The organism is Candidatus Uabimicrobium amorphum (assembly GCF_009002475.1).
GTDB classification, from domain to species: domain Bacteria; phylum Planctomycetota; class Uabimicrobiia; order Uabimicrobiales; family Uabimicrobiaceae; genus Uabimicrobium; species Uabimicrobium amorphum.
This window is the reverse complement of sequence record NZ_AP019860.1, coordinates 1,780,480-1,804,767: the sequence shown is the minus strand read 5'-3', so window position 1 is coordinate 1,804,767 and position 24,288 is coordinate 1,780,480. Positions and strand designations below refer to the sequence as shown.

The following is a 24,288-nucleotide window of genomic DNA, read 5'->3' as shown; positions in this document are numbered from 1 at the left end:
CCATTAGTAAGTTAATGTTGCCCACAAAAAGGATCAAACTGAGAGTCTATTTTTTGCGGAAGATAATCAATGTCGCCCCAAATTCTAATGTCGTATTTAAATGAATACAACAATATAACTTTTCCTGTTTCATCGCAACAAAGATGAACTTCATCTACTTCGCGATCTGGTAGATGAAAATGTGCTATCAATTGTGGTTCTTTATTATGTATACTTTTACCTTCTATGTAAAAGTCATACATCTCCCGCACAGCTAGCGGCTTACTAATAACACATTTTTTCTTTTCGCCATTTGGATACTCTATAGTATCTATCATTTCTTGTCCTTTTTCAAGGACTGCTTTACGTTTAAATAACTCTTGACTACTGATATCGTGTGTTAAATGAATTACAGCTCTGTCATCTATAGCAATAATTTCGTTTATTGAAGGACTTTCAGGCTCGGGGATAATATAGTTTTGTGCCACGATATTTTTTGGACCACGCGGAATAAAAAAACCGCGAACGAATAGTTCCGCATCTGCTTCGAAGCCAACAAGATAGTGTTCGCGAAATTTTCGAAAATCAGAAAAATCGTGTTCCATCGCTACCGCTTCTGCATCAATAAGTCCGAGATACAGCGGGCTAGCACCTTCAAAGTCTACGCGATAAATCCATAATTTTTCTTGAACAGGTCGTAAGTTGTCCATGTCTGTCCGCGCAACTGGTTTGTTGTCGATGTAAGAACGTTTATTGAGTTCTTGTCCATAGTCAAACATGACAACCATGGCAACCAGCGAGTCATATACTAAACGACATGCTAAGTGGGTGAATAAATTTTCGACAACTAGTTCGATTTGATCGTAACCGTTACGAAGCATTTGTCTGGTTTTTTCGCTTGTGGGATCCAAACGCATAGATTCCAGATAACGACCAACACACGCTCCCATCGCCACCGATGTTTTTGCTAGTTCTTGGTCGAAAAAAACGTTGGCAATATTGAAATTGAAAACGCCTTCGGATTGTCGAAATATATTCTTGGTTTCTTCTTGTACTATTTTTAAATTGCACGACAAACCCGAAAGTATTAAACGGTCCACTTTATCGTTTATATTTTCTACTTTCAAGCGTGCTTTGGCCAAATTCATTGCTAAGTGTAGTGAGTCACTTACCGGTCCTTTGGCAAATTTACATAGCTCTTCTTGGGTGACTTCAATGGTGAATTCTGCGGCGTCTATGTTGCAGTTTTCTAACCATGGATGTAAAAAGATCACCATATTGTATAGTTGTAAGCTATCAAGCATAATTTTGGCGGGCCATTCATGACCAAGACTACTTCCAGGGTGTGTTGAACTAGGTGTACCGAGGTTCTTCTTTGCTTCTTCGGTCATGTGCCATAGGGTAAAAAATGTCGATGTTCTTTCGCGTTCCGTTTTATAGCGTGTGGGGATTACAATATCGATAATGGTTTCGTTCAACACTTCATATTGCTTTATATTCTCTTGTGGAGCGTATGTCCAATCCAGTAAACTTTGAGGCCTGTAACTGTCATTTTCCATGAAACGCACATCTAAATCTGCGAGAAGTGATGACATTTTTGTTCCTGGCGGAGGATCTATCTGTTTCTCGGCGATAATGGATAAAACTTTATCGGCCACTTTTGTTTTGAGTAGGCGAAATAGCCATAAGGTGATTAGGTCTCCACCTATAAACGAATGTCCAGTAGATCCCAATAGACGCGGAGTAATGCGAAAATAACTTCCACCACCCGTGGCGGTCTTATCCATTGGTTCAAATATAGGAAGCTCTTCATAGATAAGTTGGATAAGAGCAATGTCGGTTGTACCACCCCCTAAGTCGTATAATAATATGTTTTGATACGGGCGATTGTGCCGATCAACGCGACAGCGTGACATCAAACCTTCCATACCACAAACAGGGTCAGCACAGACTTCGTGCCAGACGTAATACAGCAGTGAGGCAGAACCTTCGTCAAAACGGGTGTCCACATCATGAATGTCTAACTCATATAATAAATCCCGAAGTTTACGACGCAAAGAAGCCGGATATGTTGTCGGAAAAGTTGCAACTATTGTATGTGCGGCGTCTGCATAAGAGAACTGGTCTTTGTTTGCACGCTTTTGAATGTCGTTTATTGCACGTTGTAAAAGTTTACGATACGCTAAAAGACAAAGGGTGTCGGCGTTAAATGATGTTGGCGTACCGGCCGCTTCACTTGGAAAAAGGTCGATGTACTCATCGCGTCCAAAATATCTTTTGACGGAAAGAGCGAATTGACGAATGTCGTCATTACCTAAAGTGGCGCTACGCATTAATAGACTCACACGCACACCCATCTCAATTTCGGTGTCGTAATTGATACGGTTCGTATCTTGAGGAGCTGAAATTATTTGCAATGTACTCGGTATGGGTTTGGCACCGGCATTGGCATCTAATTCTAGTATAAAGTAGCGTTGCGATTGTAGTGTTTTTGAGTAGATAACTTTTTCTAAGCCATGCAATAACTCATAGGATATTTTTTGCAACAACTGCGGGTCTAGGTCTGGATTTACCAGGGCAATAATGACATTGTGAATATACTCCTGGTATGTGGCTAAATCTGTTTTTTCTAATTCTTCCCATATATCTATTGATAAACTACCACAGGGGGGAAGTTCCATATTGCTAGTTTGCCGCGAAAGTTTTTCGATAAAGGTATCTGCTTCATTGGGGGTTATCATCGATAAGTGTTCGATTAACCAGTTGTTTACCCAGGTACTTAGTGCAGACCACTGTTCGCGACTTAAATCTTTGCCGATTTCTTCGGCGGCAAAATGGGGATCTCGAACCACAATAACCGAATTTGTTGTTCCAAAATCTACAGAAATAATGCCTGAATATGGCAAAGTTTGCTTTGCCTCTAAATCTTGTTCCTGGACCTCATTAAAAAATGGGTCGTCAGAAAAGTCCTCTTCGACAAGAAAGTTGTTGCTTTTTTCCCATTCGATATCATCAGGTAGTATTTCTACAATCAGAACTTGGCGCGCTTTTATTTGAAAACTGTGATCATCACTCGTTCTCTGAATTTTTACGGCCAATTGGATTTCAAAAGGATTATATCCCTGGAGTACCGAGTCATCACTTAATTGCTTCATTGGTACGACAATTTCTAGGTGATCGCTTTTGTACTCTATATCAAAGTTAGCTATATCAAGAACCTGAATGAGCACATTTCTGGCAATACCACGAAGATGTGGCGCTTCGCTGTGCCAACTGCGCGGGAATGCAAACTTGATGGTAATTTCACTTTTTTTTATATGTTCCGCTGAAAGTAAAACATACCTAAGATGACCCTTGTGTTTAATCGGATCTATCGTTACATATTCTTGAACAGGGTGAAATGTAATTTGTTTGGACATTTTTATACCTAACAAAATAAGGCTTCCATTTGGAAGCCTTATTTTATGAATTTATAAAAAAGAGAAGTATTTTACCACTCTTCGAATTCTTCCTCATCAATGATTTCACCTGCATCTTGAGTTGGTTCCTCTGCTGCAGTATCTTCTTGAGGTTCATCTTGTGGCTCATCCATTGCAGTAGTTGCTGCGGCGACTGTTGCGGCTGTAGCAGCTGCTGCTGTTGCTCCCGCCATGGATTCCCCTGGCGGTTCATCTGGGATATCTTGTTGCTTAGATGGGACAAATCCCTTTACAGGCGCGGAATGCTTTGTCTTGTAATCATCGACAGCACTTCTCACTACTTGTCCTACATTTTCCCATGTGCTTCCTGGCTCCATTGTAGCAACTTCTCCCAAGAAATCTGGGTTGTTTAAGCTGCTGCGTACGAGAGGCAAGATCTCTGCACGTAGAACTTCGTTGCAGAAGAAATCTTGGAAGTTGTTTTCTGAAGCAGCTACAAGACGTGAAAGTCTGTCGCGATATGTCTTCATCAACTGTACTTGAATACGGATGATAAGAGCTAGGTTCCAATGACAAGGCTTGCTGCCGTCATATGGATAAGACATCGTGCGCAGTGCTTCTACTTCATCTTCGATTCTCTCTCTTGTTAGAGAAACTAGACCATCTTCACCTTCTGCTAATTCAGAAGGGTTCCAAACGTCTAGTAGAGGAAGAGCTTCTTCCATTTGCGGAAGACGTGAGCAGTCTACCATTCCCTGTAGGTGATCAATCGCTGCTCTGTAATCTGGATGATTTTCAAATCTTTGTAGACTGTAGCGGATGGCTTCGTCAATACACTCTAGAGTGTAGTTGGTAAGCTCTTCCGCAGTATTTTGGAAGCGTTCATCAAACGCACTAAATTCTGTGGGTACTTCTGCTCCACTCTTCTTTAAGTGCTTGTAACGTCCAAAACTTCTTTGCGGTTTGGAAGATCTTTGCGGTTTACTGGTCAAACTCTGATTTAAAATAGCAAACCACTCTGGCCAACAAGTAACACTTGCCGCAATTTCTGATTCGATTAGGTCCCAAAGAGTAACATCTTCGTCTTTCACGCGCATTTTTAGTTTTTTGTAGTCACTCGGTCCACTTGGAAGTGTGTCGGCAACCGCTAATTCTAAGACGCGATAAAATTCTTGGGCAGAAAAACTTACCTCTGCATTGACGCCTTTGTCAACACCGGAACTGGAAGGTGCAACTTCATCTAGAATTTTTTGTGCATTGCGGATTTCACGCATGGCATCTTCTTTGATGAGTTTTTCACCGCGGTCCATTGTAAACTTAACAAGGTCACTTCTCAAGGAAGGTACACCTGCAGCGTCGAGATAGCGCTCTAAACCCGTCTTCATGATGTTCATGTCGTTTGTATTACTGCGTGATTTATTCACTTGTCCAATAATACTATTGAAATCTTCTTGAGATCTCTTGTATAGAGTGTATGCCGCTTGACGTTTGTTGTCGTTGAACCACTTTGTGTTTCCAAAGTTCCAACTTGGGCGTTTTGACTTTTCTTCAAATAAGTAGCAAAGCGCAGAGCATACGTATAGGTTTGGTTTTCCACCAGCAGTATTGATCGCATTTTTGGCTGGTACTAAGATACTTTGGAAACCAACTGTTGTTCCTTGTTCCGGAGTAGAGTAGTATTCACTTGCCGTTTTTCCCGTGGGTAGAGGATGGAACTCGTCGAAACGGTTTACAGCAACTAGTGTTCTTTCACTAGTGAGTTTTCCCACTCTTTGGAAAAGAGTTGCCATAACGGAAGCACCTGATGTACCAGGGTTTGAACCGTTAAATACCAAAAGTACAGCGTGCGCGTGTTCTATTTCGGATACACATAAATATTCGTCGCGCGCGTTACTACTTTCTGCACCCAATCCTGGGAAGTCCAAAAAGGCAATCGTGTTATGATCTTCTGGATTTGCTACACCAAAAGGAGCACACCACGCATCAACATCAACTTCTACACGACGAATCACAGGGAATACTGCGCGTACGTTTGTCGATGTAATTTTGTCGATTCCACCGCCTTTGGCTTTGTCTTGACGCTGCTTCATTTCCTGATGAATAGCTTGTATACCTTTATTCAAGTCAGGACGAGAATCAAGAGTTAGTACTTTGTTGATCAAGTCCATTGGTAGAGTTACACTCATACGCTCTTCGCGATCAACGATTTCGCGCCATGCTTTTATCGCAACGACAAACTCTAGCGCGGAAATTAGAGCATATTTTGGAGTAACAGAGCGGACTTCTCCGTACTTTCGCAAAATAAATTGTTCTAGTTGATCTAAGTTGCGCATAGTGACTTCGGCAGGGACGCCTTCTAAACTATGAGCTCGCAGGTTTTTAACAAAGTAATTCAATACTTTTTCAATTTCAAATTGATTGAAGAAGTTTACCGCTGCGCTGCGAATAGATGGTGCTCTTTCTTCGCGAATTAAGTGCACGCGTGCTTCTAATACGTTTCCTGTTGTTGGTTTTAATAAACATGGAAATAAATCGGTTGTGTCTAGTAGTGAGTTTAACAATAATGTTTTACCACTGTTGAACTCTCCAACAACTGCGATACGTAAAGGAGCATCAGCTAACTCTTCCCCCCTTTTTAGGGATTCTCTTGCTTCATTCAATTTGCTTTGAATACTTTCAGGAGGACCAGCATTTATCCACTGTACAGCAGCGGTGTCTAGACGCTGGGCAATTTCTTTTATTTCAGCAAGACTGGCTTTCATAATAGTTTTAGGCTAAAAAGCCCTACTCCTTTCTCTCAATGGAGTTTGGATTCTAAACTAACGTTTAGAAATTGACAAACAAATAGCAAATCTAAGATGTCAACAATTCTAAATATTGATAGAGGCTTATTGAATATTAAATCCTGGCACACCCAAAAGACCATCGTCAGGATTTTTGGGTTGCCAGGACAGTTTGAGGATTACACCTCTATAAATTTACTTATTCGTACGTTGATGTTGGTTCTTCAACAATAAGTGTTCTTGCAAATTGGTCATAACGTAAGCTTGTACGGTTTAACAACTGACCTTTTGCGGAAACGCGTACTGTTACATTGAAAATTACCTTGTCACCAGAAGAAAGCAAAGGTAGTTTTGCAAAAATAACTTTTTGTCCTTCTGTAGTGAAGGCGATAGGCTTTTTGCTGTATGGATCTTCAGCTGATGCACTTACAAACTCTGTGAGTTCAGGTATTTCATTCTCAAGAATAACACCTGTTGCGTCTTCAAAACCTTCGTTACGTACTTCGATGGTATAGGTTGTTGTGTCTCCCACAGCTACGGGGTCGTCAGAATCATATTTAGAGATGTGCATCGCCGCTTGACCTTTTACGATCGTTGTGGCGTCATCTTTTACGGTGATTCCTTCAGCACATGTAACCTCTGCGTTATCAGTAAAATTACCTGAGCGTAGTGGAATTACTGTAACTGTACGAGTTTCTGCTGCTCCTGGAGCCATTGTTCCCATGTTCCAAGTAACAGTGTGATTTGCTTCATCATACTGTCCTTCGTTACTGGCTTCTTCGAATCTTACACCTTCAGGTAAAGTATCGACGAGAACACATTCTGTAGCAGCTACGGTGGAGCTTGTGTTACGTACAACTATCGTGTGTACCATTGGCTTACTATTTTTTAGTTGATACGGACCTGTTTTTTGAATGGTCAAAGAGGCTGTTGGTGGTAATCCACACTGGCATCCTTCGCCATTGTCAATAACAATTGTCGAAATGATCTCTTCTAATTTGCCGTTACCTGTCATTTTCACAGAAAATTCTTTGGTAACTGTTTGTTGTGGAGCAATGTCTCCAAGATCAAACTCTAGTTCTCTTTGCGCAGGGTCTTTTACATATTCAAACTCTGGAGGCAAAGAAAGAATCAACTTTGCGCCTGTACCAACGCCATCACCTGAGTTTAGTACATTACATACAACAACTGCTGTGTCGCCGACAACAACAGTCTCAGGATCGATACAAACTACACATCTAAGTTTTGGACGTTTACGTTTACAAGTTACTGTAAAATAAACTTCACCTTCTGCTCCTGGAGGAACAGGGCCTTCAATTAGCCATGTAATTTTTTCTGCACGATCTTCAAAGCTACGATCAATGTAAATGTCACCGATGAATGGCTCAGTACCAACAGAGTCTTCAAGATATTCGACGTTGTCGGGAACTAGGTCGGTGATTTTAATGTTGTAAGCGTCATCACCACCGTCATTGGTGTACTTAATACGGAAGGTAAGTTGATCGTTACAGCAAAGTACGTCCTGGTCCGTTGATTTTTCCAAACGAATCTTTGGCGGACTTTTTGGAACAAAAACTTCTGTTTTTGTTTGCACTTCTGGTTTTTCTGCTGTGGCCACAAACAATTGATTTTGATATGTGGTAACAGCTACTGTAGTTGGTATTAAACTGTCTTGGGGAAGTATCAAAGGGACATCTGTTTCTAAAGCCACATCAGGTTCCTCGCAATCTTCCTGAATGGGAACACTAACTTTGTTTGAAGCAATGTTCCAAGCTTTCCCTTTTTCATCTGTGTATGTCGCTTCTGTAATACCAGGACCACCATTTTCAACGAATTGTTCAGAACCCTCTGCTCTTTCGGGAAGAACAGATATTTCTGTTTGTTGTTGATTACAACCAGAGACTATAATTGCAAATAAAACGAGGAATAGGGCAAGTTTTTTCATATTTACTCCTCATATGAATGAATACTTTAATATTCAATAAGTAATTCTATAAATTATGAATTTAAATTAGCATTTTTTTTGCTAAATGTCAATATTTCAGAGCGACGTATCGCAATACGACATTTACTCAGAGGTTTGTCTTAAATTTAGAACGCCGATAACTGTTCCGTATTTACTTCCCTCTTCTACAGGATCCTGTTCGGTTTGGATCGGAACAATGACATTGCGTTTACCTAGATGTTTTTCGTCTGGAACGCTAATGGCAATTTTGGCCTCTCCACCATTTCTTTTTAGAACTTCCTGGGTATTACTATCTAAATCCACCCACACAGGAGCCAGGTTTGTATATTCGGTGCCTTTGAATATTTCAAGTTGACCTTTTACGTTTACAAGACCTTCATCCAAAGATAGCTTGATGTTTTGTTTACTATTTGCCGGAAAAGTTAGGTTGTAAGGTGTATATTTATCATTGACACTTGAAATACTTCCTTCGCGAAAATGGAATTCTACTCCATTACTTTTTTTTTTTCTACTTCCCAACACTATCTGGACCAATTCAGCTCCAGTTTCTTCACTATCTTCAGGAACTACCTCGGAAGCAACAAGACGTCCATAGCCATTTATCCATATATCTTCATATACTAAGTCGTTTCTTGGACTAATCAGAATAGCTTTGTCTGTTCTAAAATCCGATGCCTTTTCGCTATAATCAAAAACTTTGATTGTACCGTGAATTACGTGTTCTTCACCATGAGAGGATTTAAACGTAATAGAAATGTCATTTGTTGAGTTTTTAGGATACTCTTTGATAATTCTTTCTTGTTCTACAGCAAAAGGATCGTCCACTTTTTTTGCTCTGACACCATCAACGGCAATCACTGGACTTTCAAAAGCAATGCGAATGATATTTTCCGCAGAAACTTTTGGACCCTTTTCAACTTTTTTGTAGACTATTCTTGGTTTTGTATCTTTTTTGGTTGTTTTGCAACCAACAATCATACATATACTTAAAGTTATCAACAAAAGGAGATTCTTCATGAATCGCTCACTAATATTAAAACGATTTTTAATTTACAATCACAACGCAAAATAACTGGGGATTAGGGTGTGTTATCAACAATATTTAGGATTCGTCTTATAGTTGATGACATTCCCCACAAAATGACTTTTGTAAATTCTCGTTTATTTTGCATTGTTTATAACAAAAAAATTTGAAAATAAATTTATCTAATGATAAAGAATTCGCCTTGTGCTGTCAACACTTAAGTTAATACAATGAACGAAAAATTGCCATGTTCGGATTCTACTCACTCTAACAGATTTATCGCAGAAAAAAACAACTTATGAAAACAGAAACTCAAAAAAGTGACAAAAATCGCCAGGTGAAAAATGTGAGTATTATTAGTTTTTTCACCCTAGTATCCCGTATTTTAGGATTATTACGCGATATTCTTTTGGCGGCGACATTTGGAGCAACCGCCATACTGGATGCTTTTGTTTTGGGATTTACCATTCCCAATTTTTTTCGCAAACTCTTAGGTGAGGGACTGTTTGCGGCTATTTTTACTCCCATGTTTCAGCGAAAAAGCAAGGAAGTCGGCAACGAAAAAGCAAAAATCTTTGCCGGAGTTGTTTTTGCGCGTTTATTTTTTTTTACCGCAGTAAGTAGTTTTATTCTGGCGGCTTTGTCGTTGCTTTGTAGTTTTTTACCTATGGTAAGCCACGAAGCAAAACTGGTTCTCCATCTAATTTGCATTATGCTTCCCTATGCTATTTTTATTTGTAGTACTGCTTTTTTTTCCGCGATATTACACGCAGTAAATCACTTCGTCGTACCGGCTTTATCTCCTATTATTCTTAACGTTGTGTGGATTGGTGTACTTCTTTTTTTTATGGTAAACAACGTAGACCTTATGTCCGCTGTGTATATCATGTCTGTATCTATCGTTGTTACAGGTGTGTTACAAATGATGGTGCAGTTGCCGGCAATGAAAAGCAATAATGTGTTACCGAAATTCACTATGAATTTTCGCAAAAACGATGTGCCTTTCTCGACTTTTCTCGAAGGTAGCGTTGGGGTAATGGTAGTACAAATGAATGTTCTTTTAGACCGTTTGATTGCTTGGGTGTTCATTACGCAGGAGGGAGCGGTTACTGTTTTATATATGGCAAACCGTTTTGTGCAGTTCCCACTAGCCCTAATCGGCATTTCGATCGCTACGGTAGCTTTTCCTAAATTTACCGCTGAAATTATTCAAAAAGATATGCAGGGCTTACAGCGTTCTATATCACGTGCTCTGGCAGCGACACTGCTTTTGTCACTACCGGCAACGATAGGTCTGTTCTTATTGTCGCCAGAGCTTATGGCAGTTTTTTATGGATCTTTTTCTACGAAAAATATTTTTCGTACCGCGAACGTATTGTGTATTTATAGCGTTGCGGTGTGGATTTTTTGTCTACAGCAAGTCGTTTATAAAGTCTTTTATTCCTTCGGCGACTCGAAAACTCCTATGAAAATTTCTTGTATTTCGGTAACAGTAAATGTAGTATTAAATTTTTTGCTGGTGAATTACTTTTCAGAGCTTGGGCTAGCTGCGGCCACAGTTGTTAGTGCGGTTATTGCTCTGTTTTTAGCTGTTCATTATTTAAAAAGAAAACTACAATTTTCTGTTATTCCCAACAAATTGTTCATACTAAAAGTTGTTTTTTCCACATTTGTTATGGGATTTTTTGTGTATAGTTGCAGGGAAAAAAATATAGAAAACCTTGGGATATGGCATAGTGCGAATATCTTGTCTTGTATAGCAATGGCTACTATGCTTTATTTTTTTGTATTTGGAGTATGCAATTTTTTTCAGAGAGTTTTTCTGAGGAATGTAAATAATACGTAGTGTATTTTTAATTCCCCTCGAATTGCGATAGAAAGGTATCAAATGGCGAAGATAGATGATGATAAATTATTAAAAATTTTGCTGAAGGAAGGTGTAATAGAGCAAGAGGATGCAGAAGCATGTAGAGTCTATCAAGAAAGACATTTAAAGCAAAGAGGTAGCGAGGTTTCTTTAACCGATACTCTAAAAAAATTAGATATTTTGTCTACCGCAAAATTGGACAGTTTTATTAGAGCTCTAGAGAGTAGTTCCGTTCGCGATACGACACCTGTGTTTACTTCAGAGGGGAAAGTCGATATTGAAGAAAAGGAGCGACCAAAAATTGCTCGTGCGGCTTTGTCGGCTAAAAAAGGCAAAAAGTTTACCATTCGCCAGGAAATAGCAGAAGTAACAAACCAAGTAGAGGCGCCACAGCCAGCTGCGGCCCCAAAGAAAAGTAAGCCGACATCTCTTTTTGCTGTTAACCAAGAAAAACAAATATCAACAGAGCCCAAAGGGCCATTGAAACCAGTTGTTAAACCACCTCAAAAACAACCTGTTAAACAACCAGAGCCACCTGCTGTAGAAGAGGCAGCTCAAGTTCGCGAATCCGAAGGTGCTGCTTTGCAAATGACAACGGCATATTTACTGCTCATTTTTTTAGGGTTTTTGGGCGTGCACCGTTATTATCTACGTAAAGATCGTTCGGCAATTTTATATAGCCTAACCTTTGGATTTTTGTTTGTAGGTGTCGTTGTTGATTTATTTATCTTGCCATGGCTTGTTATCCAGGCACGCAAAGAGGGAGTTGCTGATAGTAGTCTCGAAAAAATTAACAAATATACATATAGCCAGGAAATCGATCATCCTCACTGGAGTAATTTCGAAAGTGGAATGGATAAGTTCAAATCTTTTATAGAATACAACGTGCAACTTATCGCAGTTCTTACAATACCAATACTATTAACAGTACTTGCTCTTGTGACATCAGAGAATTGGATTATATGGGTAATGGCCGGAACTATGAGTGCATTGTTGCTTCATGCGTATCATGATGAAATTTTATCTTCGTCTATATTTACGTATATTCCATTCTTTTCTTTTATGAACAATACGTGTTTTAAACTAAAATCTTTGTACTTTAACAAAAAGCCATTGCCAACAATTGCTTACATACTTTATCCCATATGGGCACCTTTTTCGATGATCAAAAGTATTAAAAAGAAAGAGGAACTGGTTCTTTTTTCTGGAATTATTGCCACAAATATTTCTGTTTTTGTCGGATATCTCGTTTATCAAACGTATGGATTGTCAACGGAACAACTGCAAGTATTTTTGAAATCACAAATAGGCGTTTACTTAATAGTTCTTGTGGTCACTATTGGTTTATTGACAACCTTTATCACTGCAATATGCCGTTGGGATATTCAAGGAAAACAAAAGGTGGCACAAATTGGTTCGGGATGGGGTGTCATTGTTTCTGTTTTTGCAATACTCACCGTGATGGGAGTGTTGTATGAAGGAAAATATCAGTTTTATCACAAAGAAAAAGCGAAGTTGCAAATGCGTCTTGCTTCGACAGAGTTTCGTGCGGAAATAGAACAACTTTGCAAAAGTTATTTGCGTTATATTGCTGCAAACCCAAAGTTGTCCGATGCGCAAAAACAACAGACACTTCGTCATTTCTTGGGTGGAATTGTATCGTCTGGAGAGTTGCAACTCTTTAGTGTCCATTCTCATCAGGCGAGTGATATCTCTACGTTGACATGGATTGATTCCCCGATTAAGGCCATTGTCGCCATTGACCAGCATCGTGTTCTTATACACAAGATGGAACTAACAACGTCTGTATATCGAGATAAAATGAATGGGAGTTCCGTTCAACCGACCAATTCTCTATCAAGTATTCACGATAGAATATTTGGTAAATTTACCAAAGAGCCAGGCTTGATTGGTGATATGCCCGAGGACAAAAAAGATAAAAAATAGATATTTACGTGTAAAAGTACATAAGCCTTTTGGTGGCGTACTTTAAAATTACGAAAAAAATAATACGGAAACATAGAAGAATAACAATTATTGAGCCCGGGCTCAAAAAAAAAGAGACGACATTTGTCGTCTCTTTTTTTTATTTACATGTAAAAGTACTCATAATGAAGATTTATTACAACAAACCAATATTACTTTCTTGCTCGTAATCGCCACTGATGGGATTATACACCTTGCGACCTTTTAATTTCATGATGGCGCGTAACAGATCTTTGCGGGTAATTTGTCCAACCAACCGGTCATGATCCACAACTAGTAGGCGACGAAAACTGTTTTTTAGAAATGTGTCTGCTGCAACAAAAATATCCGTTTCTGGTGATATGGTTTTGACATCTCTTGTCATATAAGCGGATACCGTTCTACCCGGAAGATTATCGTAGACTTCGCCTATTAAGGTTAATAAGCAATCTTTCTCAGACAAAATTCCCACTAGATTTCCTCTTTTGTCGACAACTGCGGCACTATTTATTCCGCGAGTAATCAGCACGTCAATTGCATTGTAAACATCCATATCAGGGTCAAGAGTGAATAGTTTTTTCTCCATAAATTCTTTAGTTTTTGGTATGTAAGCCATATTGTTTCTCCCAACAAAATTGAATTAGAGTTCTATACTTTTTAAATTATGCGCTACAAGTTCGATTTGATTGGTTAAATTAGAACTTTCTGCTGCAATCCTTTCCAAATCTTGCTGTAGATATGCACATGAGAACTGTGTGTCTTGTGTCTCGTTTGTTAAATTGTCGAGGTAAATTAACAAACGCCGCTTTAGTTCCACAATCTTTTCTTGTGTTTTGCTTATTTTTTCGATTTGCTTTTCAATATTTTTCGATTTTTCTTCAATATGTTCAAAGTTAGCATTATTACGACTAACAATTTTTTGTGCGTCATCGATTTTTTCGCTGGCATTTTCCAATACATCTGCATTTTTGAGCGCTAATTTGCGAATTTCATCGGCGACGGACGAAAAAGGTGAATTGTCTTCCCTTGCTGCACGAATAGAAGCATTTAGTGACACTATATGGGTTTCTTTGGCTACATTTTCTAAAATTAGTATCGTATTTTTTATTTGTTTTAGTGCATCATCAACATTGTGTAAATTTTTTCCAAAGTTGCGCATTTTGTGTAGATTCTCTTTTAGTTTTTGATCAATCTCCACAAAAAAATCTCGGATGTGTTGTGCTTTTTCTTTGTCTTCAACGAAGTCTTTGTTGAAGGATCGTACTTTGTGATGGAAATTTGTCGTGAGTTCTATATTTGTCGCACATTTTTTTAGCACTTTTCCTCCACGCCTCCCCACTTGGTTCACCTGTTGGTGAATAGAACTCAATTCGCTGGTGAGTCTTTGCGTGAGACGTGAAGCATCTTGCTTTTTGCTGTGTTTGTTCACATAAATAAACCCTAATAAACCACCAAATATCAGGGCAAAACACACGAGAATACCATTTTCCAATTCACGTATTTGTTCAAAAGGTTCGCTGTAATTCTGTTCTGCGATTACGACCCACTGTAAATCAGGATCGTTGAGATTTGCGTGAGCAACAATTGCTTCTTGCCCATAGTAATTGGTTGTTGTATCGCAGCCTGTTTCTTCTGCAAAATAGTAATCCGTATTTTGTAATAGTACGGTAGTTTTGGTTGCTGTCATGCGCGGTAATGTGTCTCTTGTCGCAGCATTTGTTTGCATGGCAACAAATTCTTGTGGTTTTTCTACAAACATACGTGAGTTACTGCGCATTTTATTATCGCGTCCAATAACATATGTTTCAATGGTATTTCCCCAACCAGCTCTCTTCCATAGTTTTGTGTCTGCCATAACTTGGTTAAAACTATGGTAGTAAACTTTGGCAACTAAGACTCCAATTTTTTCGTCCCCTTTGTAAATAGGAGATGCGATAAAACTCGTTGCTTTACCAAAAGCGGGTACATAAGTGACTAAATCCGTTACTTTTGTGAAGTTAGGGTCTAGAGACGATCGTGCATCTTCATAGGCATATGCTACAGCGGAATCTTGAAATGGCCCCGTAGATAAAGAGGTGGCAAAATCAATTTGTTTTGCCAAGCTGTAAACGATATTTTGTTTCTTCAAATCTATGAGTAGTACATCCGCTATTTGATTTCGTTGCGAATAGTTTTTGAATTTATCATGATATTTTTTATGTGCGTTCGACCATGGCGACGCATCTTGTGCCTGGAGTAATTTATGTTTTTCTCCGAAAGCATGCGGATTTGAAATAATATAATTTTGTTGTAAAAGCAAACTAGAGTTTGGAAGATTTATTAGCTGCGAAATTATGTCTTGCCTTGGTAAAGTTGAGGCTTTCTTCTTCAAAAGTGAAGTAAAAGTATCTTGGTAGAAATTTTGAGCTTTTACCTTTGCCGCTTTGGTATCAACTTCGTCAAAATCATAAAAACTTTGCGAAAAATCTTGCATTGCGGTAACAACAAATGGAGTTTTGGCTAAATTTTGCACTTGTTTGCGCATAGAGGTTAAAGTATCCTCTAAACGTTGTGCTTGAAGATCCCTAATCGCAATTAATTGTTTATAGCTCTGCTTTTCTATTGAACTGCGTATTCCAGCGATGCTCAAATACAGAGTAAATGACAAAATTACAAATAAACACGCTAATATAATTGGATGACTTAGTTTTTTATTTTGCACGCTTTATCTCTCTAAATTACGTTAAATAGTTTTCCCATAAATAACGCATAACACAATAACAGAGCAGCCCCCTCCATACGCGTCACTTTATTATCCATCATGATTACTAAAAACAAAATATAGGAAAATATCAAATACGGCAAACCAAGGGTAATTACGGAAGCAGGTACGATGAGTTTTCCTCCGGCAAAGATTCCTGGTATGCCAACAACGGCAAAAATATTGAACACATTTGACCCGGCAACGTTACCAAAAGCTATATCAAACTGTTTTTTGCGCACAGCGGCAATCGAAACCATGAGTTCCGGTAGACTCGTACCTATGGCTACAGCGCTACTAGCAATAATGTCTTTGGCTACTTTTATGATTTCAGAAATTTTGATAACACACTCAACTGTATAGCTCGCTCCAAAATATATTCCAAGGGAACCCAGTACTAAAAAGACCGGTACTTTTGTTGGTAAAGACTGATTTGTCTTTTTCTTTTTGCTTTTGTCTTTTTTGGCGACATCGTCGCTACTTGCTTGACGGTCTGTAATAAAAAACCATATGTAGATAAAATAGCCAGCCAGCAAAAGAAGAGATTCTCCGATAGTCACATAGTTGTTGGCAGCGCTTTGCCCAAGAGGTAGAACCACAAAACAAAACATTCCTCCTGAAACAAAAAAGATCGGTAAATCGCTGTAAAATATGTTCCAACTTATATTCATGCTGTTGGTAAACAGAGAAGCAATTCCCAATATCAGTAATATGTTTGCGATATTTGAACCGATTACTCCCCCCAGAACAATTTCTGAAGAATTTTCAGATACGGCGATTAACGAAGTAATGAGTTCTGGTAAACTAGTGCCCAATGCAACGATCGTAACCCCAATGACAAAAGGAGGAATGGCTAGCCATTTGCCGATTTGTTCCGCAGAATCAATAAACAAGTCTGACGATTTTATTAGTACGTAAAGTGAAACGATAAGAAAAAGTGTGAGTAAAAGTAAATCCATTATGTGTTCCTTGGTCTAGTATACAAATTCATTAATTGCGCGCTTGGCAGGGTTTATTTGATCCCAACGGATTTTTATTTTTTTTATCTTACTGGCCCATGGTTCGACTTGATTTAGTTTATGACTATACTTGGCATAGAATATATCGATGATCTCCCCGCAATCCTTAAATTGTCCGCAGTCAATCGCGGAAGACATCTCATAAAAATAAAACTCTGGGATCTTTTCAGGCATAAAGCAACCAAAATATTGACGATATTTTTTATAGGATAGGTACGCTTTATAAGACCGAGACCAGAACAAATTCATGTCACAAACATATTTTTGTATAGAGATAAGCCACGAGTCTTTAAAGTTCTTTTTCATGAGGTCTTGAAATGTTGGTTTAAGCCCTGGATAGTAAGGGTATCCTTTTGGATGATTGTCTATTCTTTTCGCTTGGGCGATAAATGGGTCAACATAACTATCAACATGGCTTTGTAAAAAATCGCAACCCATTTCTGTCGTGGATAACATCGCGGAAAGACACACAAAAACAATTGTTGCACCAATTGCTTGGTTGCGGGCTTTTTTGCGTCTTATCGCAACATCTTTTTTACGACGAGCCTCCTGTCTTCTTTTGTAATCTTCAACATCAAAATCCATTTTGTATTCCCTTATTAAGAAACCTCTCTAGTAAAAAGCATATGACGGCAAAGCATATTAATATATTATCCATATTTTTTACACTATTTGAATTTTTATTTGAATTTTTTGTGCTTGCGATGTAATTAACATCTGTCAAATTCACATACTCTGGTGAATACACCAAGTGAAATTTTACTGGTAAATGTATGTCATTGTACTGCACGCTAAGGTTGCTGGTAATGGATTTTTTTGGCATTGGTAATTCTAAAGTGTAAATACCATGCTCGCGTTCACGCATGGTAAATCTTTGTTGTAGCCATTGTGGGCGTACAAAAATTTGTTGATTGTGTTTGTCCACGTGGTAGCGTATACGGATTTTATTCTTGTGGTGGTCAATAAAAATTTTGTAGGGTGAATTACCTATGGAAGTAAGCCATTGTAATGCTTGGGCAATGAGCTTTTCTACGGCAAGATCTTTGGTCCAGCTTGTATTTGTCATTAGCGCGACACATCTACCCAATTGATAATTGGCAACACAAAGTAAAGCGTCTCCTGATGGTGTTTGTATAAGTGTTTTTGCTGATGATTTTGCTTTTGTTAAGACGTACTTTCCAATGTATTTTCCTGTATAGTCTTCCCAACTCCAATTTTTTATGGCATGTGATTTACGTACGACCATGGTATTTTTTTCGATGAGTAGGGTTCCTTTTGTTTCTAGAAGGTCGCGCCAAATAATTTCACGAAGGGCCATTGAATTTGCATCGTAAAAGTTTCCCTTTCCCCAGCGCGCAATCTTTTGCAATATACTGTTGTTTTTTCCCGTACTTATTACCGAGAGGGAAGTATTTTTCGGAAGCGTTCCCAGTTGATTCATAATGTTTTTTTGTACTTCGCCATCAGAGATAATGATGATGTGTTTTTGCTGAGGTTTTTTCTGGAGTGTGTAACGCAGTGCCGGAACTATTTTTGTTTCACCGTTGGCACGCAGTGTCGCAATTTTACTGTTTATGTCAGCGGTTTTTTGTGAAAAAATATCGTATATGTTGTTATTAAAAGCTATTAATTCCAACGTTTCACCATTTAACTGATCATTGATTTCAAGTATGGCCTGCTTGGCCGCTTCTATTTTCGTTGTTGTGGAATACTTTTCATTCATACTTCCAGAAATATCGAGCAAAACAACTATATGCTGGGAGTTTTTCTGACGTGGCGTAGTCCATACCGGCAAAGATTTTTCGATATTTGTGTTTGAGTATCCACCGAGGGCGAAAGTTTTTGGACTAGCGATCATCATTAATCCGTGCCCATTTGCGATATGTTGCGCGATCAAATTATCGAAGCGCTGAAGTTTGGTAAAGGCCATATCGCTTATCACAACGACATCATAGTCTTGTAGATCAATTTCATCAAAAGAGGTATGGTCACTGTATGATGTAATTGTTGCAAAGTCGACGTTTAGTTGCCTTAATTGTGTTCCGAACTCGAGTATTTGACTTTTTTTCTCGACATGAACATTTTGATGATAGATGTTGTTTTGTAAACACGGATCGTCAAAAGAGAGAGAATAAACTTGTGCGGTAATATTCATGTCGCGTTTGTCATTTACATTAAAAAAAAAATGAAAGGTATATTCACCTTGTTTAGGGAGATATATGCTTCGCTGCTCAATCGTTGTATCATCGTTACGAAGTTGAATCATTGCCTCTGTCTTGTGGGAAGTCTTGACAACGATTTCTCCATGAAGTGTTTGTCCTTGTTTCGCAAATGAAGGTAGTGTCAATTTACGAATAGCGATGTCGCGTAGTTGCTTAATTTGTTGTGTTTGTAAATATTCAAATCGCAAGGTTATATTGTTGTAGGTGAGTTGCTTTTGAATGCGCGGTGGCAAATCTTTCACCAGACCATCACTATAGACTATGATTGTTTTACGCAAAGCGCTGTGTGTATGAAACATTGTCATCGCTGACTGCAAGGCTAAATCGACTCTTGAAGTTTCTATGTCCCCATTGTATTCCAAAAAAACAGTTTTGTTTTCGGTAAATTTTTTGGCGATGGTTGCCTGTGTTGCAAAGCAAACGATGGCGTATTGGTCTTGTGGTGACAAGGCTTGGGTAATTTTTTGTAACTCTTGTTGGTAGACATCCTGCAAACTCAGATTGTTTTTGTTGTGTAGCCACTTTATGCTACGTGAGAAGTCGAGACAAATAACCACTTGCTGTGCGGGTGGAGTTACGAAGGAAACGGAAGGAAAAATCAGGAGACATAGTATGATAAAGCGCAAAAACAATATAACGTTTTTACGCTTTATTATTTGCAATATTACCTCTTTCACTCTTTTAGTTCTACAATTCTAGCGTTATCTACATGCATGCTCCATGGAATGCCAAAATCTGCTTTGCCAAAAAAGCCCGTTTGTAAATTGCGGTTTAGTTTGGTTTGAAATTTTTTGACCATTTGATCATTTATGTACATTTCGTAACTGTCTTTGCTTTTTTTGACAGGTAGTTTTTTAATTTTTAGCCTCACAACAGGGTCTTTTGGCCAAGTAAAATTTTCTATTTTGTTCCATTCCCATACCGTTTCCGACTTTTGTAAGCCATAACCGATATCGTTGTCAGGGTCTTTTCCGAAAAGTAGACGATTGTTACCGCTAGAAATTATAATACCAACATATGCTTTGGCGATAGTGGTAATATCTGCTGATATCGCTAAAAATCTCTTTTCGGGGACTTGTCGCGAAATTTGAGTTGTGCTGTTATTGCGTTGGGTTCCTGAGAAAAAAACTTGGCTATTGCGCAGTTGGATGACAATACCATTGTTTTCCTCTTCAAACCATCCACGACGAACATCGTTACTACCTTTACGACTAAAGGTATCTTCCCAGTATATGCTCTTTTTGTTTAATTTTATATTGTAGGTATATTGTTTTGCGTATTCATCGTTTGCGTTTATTTGTAAAACTTTATTTAAATAAGAAGCAGCGACATCGTAGTCTCCACTTTGATTGGCAAGAATAGCAAACAGTTTCAAAGTGTCGGTATTTGTCGCCGATACCTGAATAGATTTTTGCAAAACCTCTTTTGCCTTTGCATATTGTTGTTGCTGGATATAAATTTGTGATAGCAAGTTGTAAACGCGAATGACATCGTCTGCGAAAAGAGCATCTTGGCGCTTTAGCAATTCTTCGATGTAAACAAAACTGTCGCGAATGTTATTACTACGATAGGTGATTTCTGCAAGACGTACCAAAACAGGTGTAAATGAAAATCGTAGTTGCAATGCTCTCGAATATAGCTCGTATGCTTTTGACACATTTTGCTGCTGATAATAGATTTCTGCTGCAACATAATTGGCGAGAAAACTCTTGGGGCTTTCTTTTATTGATTTCTCTGCGAGTTCTATCGCGGTGTCTATTTCTTCGGCGACATAGGCGATGTAAGCTTTTGCACAGGTGACATTATGAGACAAGGCGATACTACTTTTTTGTAGGTTATCTAAAATTTTTTGCGCTTCTTCTGCGGCATTACTCGCCAAATATACTAATGCAAGATTGTAGAGCGATACCAAATCGCCTTGTTGCGCATTGGGAAGTAGTACTTCCCTTGCTTTGGGCAAATCACCTTGTAGATAGAATATCGCTCCACGAATGGCCGCAATTTTTTGCAACCATTTGGCCGATTTTGCAATTTTCTCACTTGTCTTGAGTGCACTTGGGAATTTACCCTCGATATACTCTAGATAAGCTTTCCAGTAAAAATAGCCTTCTTTGTCATTTTCATTTTTCACATCAGCAATCAGGGCTAATTGTTGTTGCGCTTCTGTGTAGTTGTGGTTGTGTATGGCGTATGCAATTTTTTCAAACACATCTTGTGGTTTTTGTGATTTTTGGAACGTCTTTAAAAAAGAAATATCAAAATTTAATTTGCTAAGCAGTTGCGCATACTTACGTTCAATTTCGAGGGAATTCTTAAAAGACTGATGAGCTTTTTCAATCCAGTGGGAAGCCTGTTCATAATTTAGGTTTTCGAGCCAATAGTCAACAAAGCCTAAAAAGGCCTGTTCTTCATTGGGAAATTTTTCTAGTGTTTTTTTGAACAAAGTTTGTGCTAAAGAATGTTGTTCGAGTTCTGCACACGCGGAAGCCAATTGAAGACGTTTTTGTAAGGAAAGTGATGCAAGTCTTTTTGCTTCGCGCTTACAAACGTTTTCGATGTCTATTTGTCTGTAAATTTTTTGTATTTGTTTTTTGGGAAGGTTGTAGTTTGTTTTTTTCTGCACAACATGAATGATGACTTCTTTACGGTTTTCACTGATGATTTTTCCCGAGAATTTTTTACCGTTGTTCATAAGAATAACATCTTCTTTTAATACTTTGCGCAGTAATATTTTTGCCAAGCGACTGTACTCTTTTTCGGAAGAGCTTTGCTGCTGTTGTTCGGGAACAACGATTTCTTCCTCTATCGCTGAAAAAGAATCTTTGGCAATTATTTTTATTGTTTTTGCGACAGGCAAAGGCAATAAGTAAAAATTTTTCGATATTTCTACTTGGGGGAAGGCCATTTTACTTGGTGGAAGTTTTTTGTAGTTGTCAACCTTGCGAAAAACATACCTTTCTTTTCCAGACCAATAGCTATAGAAATTTCTTTCGGGAAATGGAGAAGACATGCTAGCACTTTTTCGCGAAAAGTCACTGGAAGTTGTTCGCGTAGTGAATAACTCTATTTGTTTTGATGTATAGGATGTGTAAAATAAAAAAAATCCAACCAATGTACTGGAGAAAAACAGTATTTGTTGCTTGTTGATCGTCTGCATATTTATCAATACCTTTCCCATAATGGGTCTGATGTGTCTTTCTCTTGTTGTTGCTCTTTTGGAACTGTAGTATTCTTCTTTTCTAAATCAATGTTTGCCGCCGAGATCGTAATGTTAGCTTCAACAGAGCTTTGTTTTTGGTTTTGAAAAACAACTTTGTCTATGTGAAAAAATATTTCCTGGCCCGTGACTGGTTGAGATAGCGTATGTAACCACTGCATTACGGTATGTAGTTGCGCACTTACTTTTATTCTAATGGAATACTTGTTAATCAGTTGTTTGGTTTTTGGTGCTAAAGTGAGGTGTTCAATGTGCGATACATCTAAATTTTTGTTTTGCTTCTCGACTATCTCTGTTAATTGCCATAGCGCATGATGTATTATGTGTAAATGTATATAGTGTCTAGGAGAGACTTTCAGAATTTGTTTTGCAAAACCTAACTTTTTATCAAATTTAATTGCCAATCGATTGGTCTTATTTTCTATAGAAGTCGATTTCTTTTCTAATTCACGCCTGAAGTCTGCAGGGCTCGGTGAAGGAGATACTTGTGGTTTTAGCATTATTTTGCTACTTAGGCGTTCTATATTTTTTTTCAGTGTTGTTTGGCGACTACTCACATATGCGACCACATGATCATAAGGCGGGTAATCTTGCGAATGGATTTGATTTGTCAAACCATGAAGATTTTTACATTTCCTTTTGTATTGTGAAATTTGTTGTTGGGTTGGTGAGATCACAAAACTCCAACTAACAAACAATACGACAACTATACCAGCAGTAACGCTCCAAAATTTTTTGTCTTGCATAAGATTTTCCTGTAGACATAGATGGCAAAAGGTATCGTTCTAGAATGGTGAAGGAGTGTCGATTGTATAATGGACACTCCAAGTGATTACTTGATGAAGAGAAAAACAAACATCAAAAACATACTGAGTGTAAAACTACAAAAGCATGAGAACAATACGTATGTATAGTTTTTTCCAAAACGCATTCTTAAGTATTTTGTAGCTCTTTGCACAATAGAGGTATCTTTGCTTGATAGAGTTGGTTTTACTTGCGAATCATTCATCATGGAGTCATTTAGCGGGATAGTCGGGGCATTATTTTGGATAAGCTCTTTTTCTATACGATGAATTTCTTGGACAAATGACTCATCGCGATCTGCTTTGACTACTTGTGTTACTAATTCTTTGTATGATCCGAGGTGGTATCTTTTAGGAGCAATAGTTAGTTTTTTCGCTTTTTCAGAATAAAAATGAACGCAGGCTTCATTGAGTAAGAAGTTGTTAAGAGCTGCAAGAAGTTGAAATGAATTGCTGTAGCGCTGCTCCAATTTTTTGGTCATTGTTCTTTCAAGAAGAAGAGATAAAGGATGGGGTACATCTGCAACACCGTAGGACGGAATAACCGGAGACAATTGACGGTGGATTAGAGCAATTTCTTGTGGCTCTTTTCCTGCAAGGGGAGGATTTCCCGTTACAATGTGGTAGATAATTGCTCCTAGAGAATAAATGTCACTACTTTTTTGTATGTCTTGTCCCAAAAATAGTTCAGGTGCAACGTAATGAACGATTTCATTACTGGGTGTAATCAACCCTTCGTTACAAAAATTTACCTTGATTTGTCCATCTTTACTCAATAGAACTCTATCAGGATGCAAACTAAGGTGTAGTACGTTTAGTTTGTGAGCAGCAACGAGACCTTGGGTAAGTTCGCGTCCTATTTCTGCAGCAGCTCCCCAGTGAAGTCTTGGATTTCTCTTCATGAGGTCATATAGGTTTTCCCCTGGAATGTACTCCATTACACAATAAACAACGCCACGTATTTCACCCACCTCGTATGTCTTCACAATATTAGGGTGGTTGAGTTTGCATATAGTGTTTAGGCGATCTACTACAAGTTGCTGGTTGTCTGCATATGGGTTTGGATAAAATATTTTAATCGCAACCTGGTGGTCAATATCTTTGCGAAAAGCAAGATACACCAAACTATCTTCTATACGTTGAACAATTTTGTAACCACTGACTTGTTCATCAATTATTTCATCTGGAGAAAAGGGGAGTTTTTCCTCAATAGACATATTTATCTCATTTTAAGATTATATTAGAATGTATTTTCTGCTATAGAATAAAGCTTTGATTCGATAT

General features: G+C 38.3%; 14 protein-coding genes. 2 read left to right on the top strand and 12 right to left on the bottom strand.

Annotation, left to right across the window (positions count from 1 at the left end; all coding sequences use genetic code 11):
* Positions 1 to 11: 11 nt before the first annotated feature.
* The 4 genes from UABAM_RS06335 to UABAM_RS06320 form a co-directional block, all read right to left on the bottom strand.
* Complete coding sequence (locus tag UABAM_RS06335) at positions 12 to 3,398, bottom strand: hypothetical protein (RefSeq protein WP_151967162.1); 3,387 nt, start codon at positions 3,396 to 3,398, stop codon at positions 12 to 14.
* A gap of 71 nt (positions 3,399 to 3,469) precedes the next feature.
* On the bottom strand, positions 3,470 to 6,160 hold the full coding sequence (locus UABAM_RS06330) for a dynamin family protein (protein WP_151967161.1): 2,691 nt from the start codon (positions 6,158 to 6,160) through the stop codon (positions 3,470 to 3,472).
* Between the two features lie 220 nt (positions 6,161 to 6,380).
* Positions 6,381 to 8,126: a DUF11 domain-containing protein gene (locus UABAM_RS06325; protein WP_151967160.1), complete on the bottom strand. Its 1,746-nt coding sequence runs from the start codon at positions 8,124 to 8,126 to the stop codon at positions 6,381 to 6,383.
* Positions 8,127 to 8,249: 123 nt separating this feature from the next.
* Entirely contained in the window at positions 8,250 to 9,164 is a 915-nt protein-coding gene (locus UABAM_RS06320) for a hypothetical protein (protein ID WP_151967159.1), read from the bottom strand.
* Positions 9,165 to 9,469: 305 nt separating this feature from the next.
* On the opposite strand from UABAM_RS06320, the gene murJ reads away from it, so the two are divergent.
* Both murJ and UABAM_RS06310 read left to right on the top strand, forming a co-directional pair.
* Entirely contained in the window at positions 9,470 to 11,017 is a 1,548-nt protein-coding gene (gene murJ, locus UABAM_RS06315; RefSeq protein ID WP_151967158.1) for a murein biosynthesis integral membrane protein MurJ, read from the top strand.
* 42 nt (positions 11,018 to 11,059) lie between these two features.
* On the top strand, positions 11,060 to 12,985 hold the full coding sequence (locus UABAM_RS06310; RefSeq protein WP_151967157.1) for a TM2 domain-containing protein: 1,926 nt from the start codon (positions 11,060 to 11,062) through the stop codon (positions 12,983 to 12,985).
* Between the two features lie 175 nt (positions 12,986 to 13,160).
* Here the strand turns inward: UABAM_RS06310 and UABAM_RS06305 are convergent, their stop codons facing one another.
* The 8 genes from UABAM_RS06305 to UABAM_RS06270 all read right to left on the bottom strand — a co-directional run bounded on the left by UABAM_RS06305 (position 13,161) and on the right by UABAM_RS06270 (position 24,221).
* Positions 13,161 to 13,619, bottom strand: a complete 459-nt coding sequence (locus UABAM_RS06305; protein ID WP_151967156.1) for a CBS domain-containing protein — start codon at positions 13,617 to 13,619, stop codon at positions 13,161 to 13,163.
* Between the two features lie 24 nt (positions 13,620 to 13,643).
* Complete coding sequence (locus UABAM_RS06300; RefSeq protein ID WP_151967155.1) at positions 13,644 to 15,704, bottom strand: methyl-accepting chemotaxis protein; 2,061 nt, start codon at positions 15,702 to 15,704, stop codon at positions 13,644 to 13,646.
* An 11-nt stretch (positions 15,705 to 15,715) separates the two neighbouring features.
* Positions 15,716 to 16,702 carry a calcium/sodium antiporter gene (locus tag UABAM_RS06295; protein ID WP_151967154.1) on the bottom strand — a complete coding sequence of 329 codons (987 nt, stop codon included), beginning with the start codon at positions 16,700 to 16,702 and terminating at the stop codon, positions 15,716 to 15,718.
* A gap of 15 nt (positions 16,703 to 16,717) precedes the next feature.
* Positions 16,718 to 17,347 (bottom strand): hypothetical protein, encoded by a 630-nt coding sequence (locus UABAM_RS06290; protein ID WP_151967153.1) that lies wholly within the window; start codon positions 17,345 to 17,347, stop codon positions 16,718 to 16,720.
* Positions 17,337 to 19,646, bottom strand: coding sequence for a VWA domain-containing protein (locus tag UABAM_RS06285; RefSeq protein ID WP_173013164.1), 2,310 nt, complete (start codon positions 19,644 to 19,646; stop codon positions 17,337 to 17,339). The genes UABAM_RS06290 and UABAM_RS06285 overlap by 11 nt, the downstream gene beginning before the upstream one ends.
* A gap of 11 nt (positions 19,647 to 19,657) precedes the next feature.
* Positions 19,658 to 22,141, bottom strand: coding sequence for a tetratricopeptide repeat protein (locus UABAM_RS06280; protein ID WP_173013163.1), 2,484 nt, complete (start codon positions 22,139 to 22,141; stop codon positions 19,658 to 19,660).
* Positions 22,142 to 22,146: 5 nt separating this feature from the next.
* Positions 22,147 to 22,947, bottom strand: a complete 801-nt coding sequence (locus UABAM_RS06275; RefSeq protein ID WP_151967150.1) for a hypothetical protein — start codon at positions 22,945 to 22,947, stop codon at positions 22,147 to 22,149.
* A gap of 86 nt (positions 22,948 to 23,033) precedes the next feature.
* Complete coding sequence (locus UABAM_RS06270; RefSeq protein WP_151967149.1) at positions 23,034 to 24,221, bottom strand: serine/threonine-protein kinase; 1,188 nt, start codon at positions 24,219 to 24,221, stop codon at positions 23,034 to 23,036.
* Between the last annotated feature and the right edge of the window lie 67 nt (positions 24,222 to 24,288).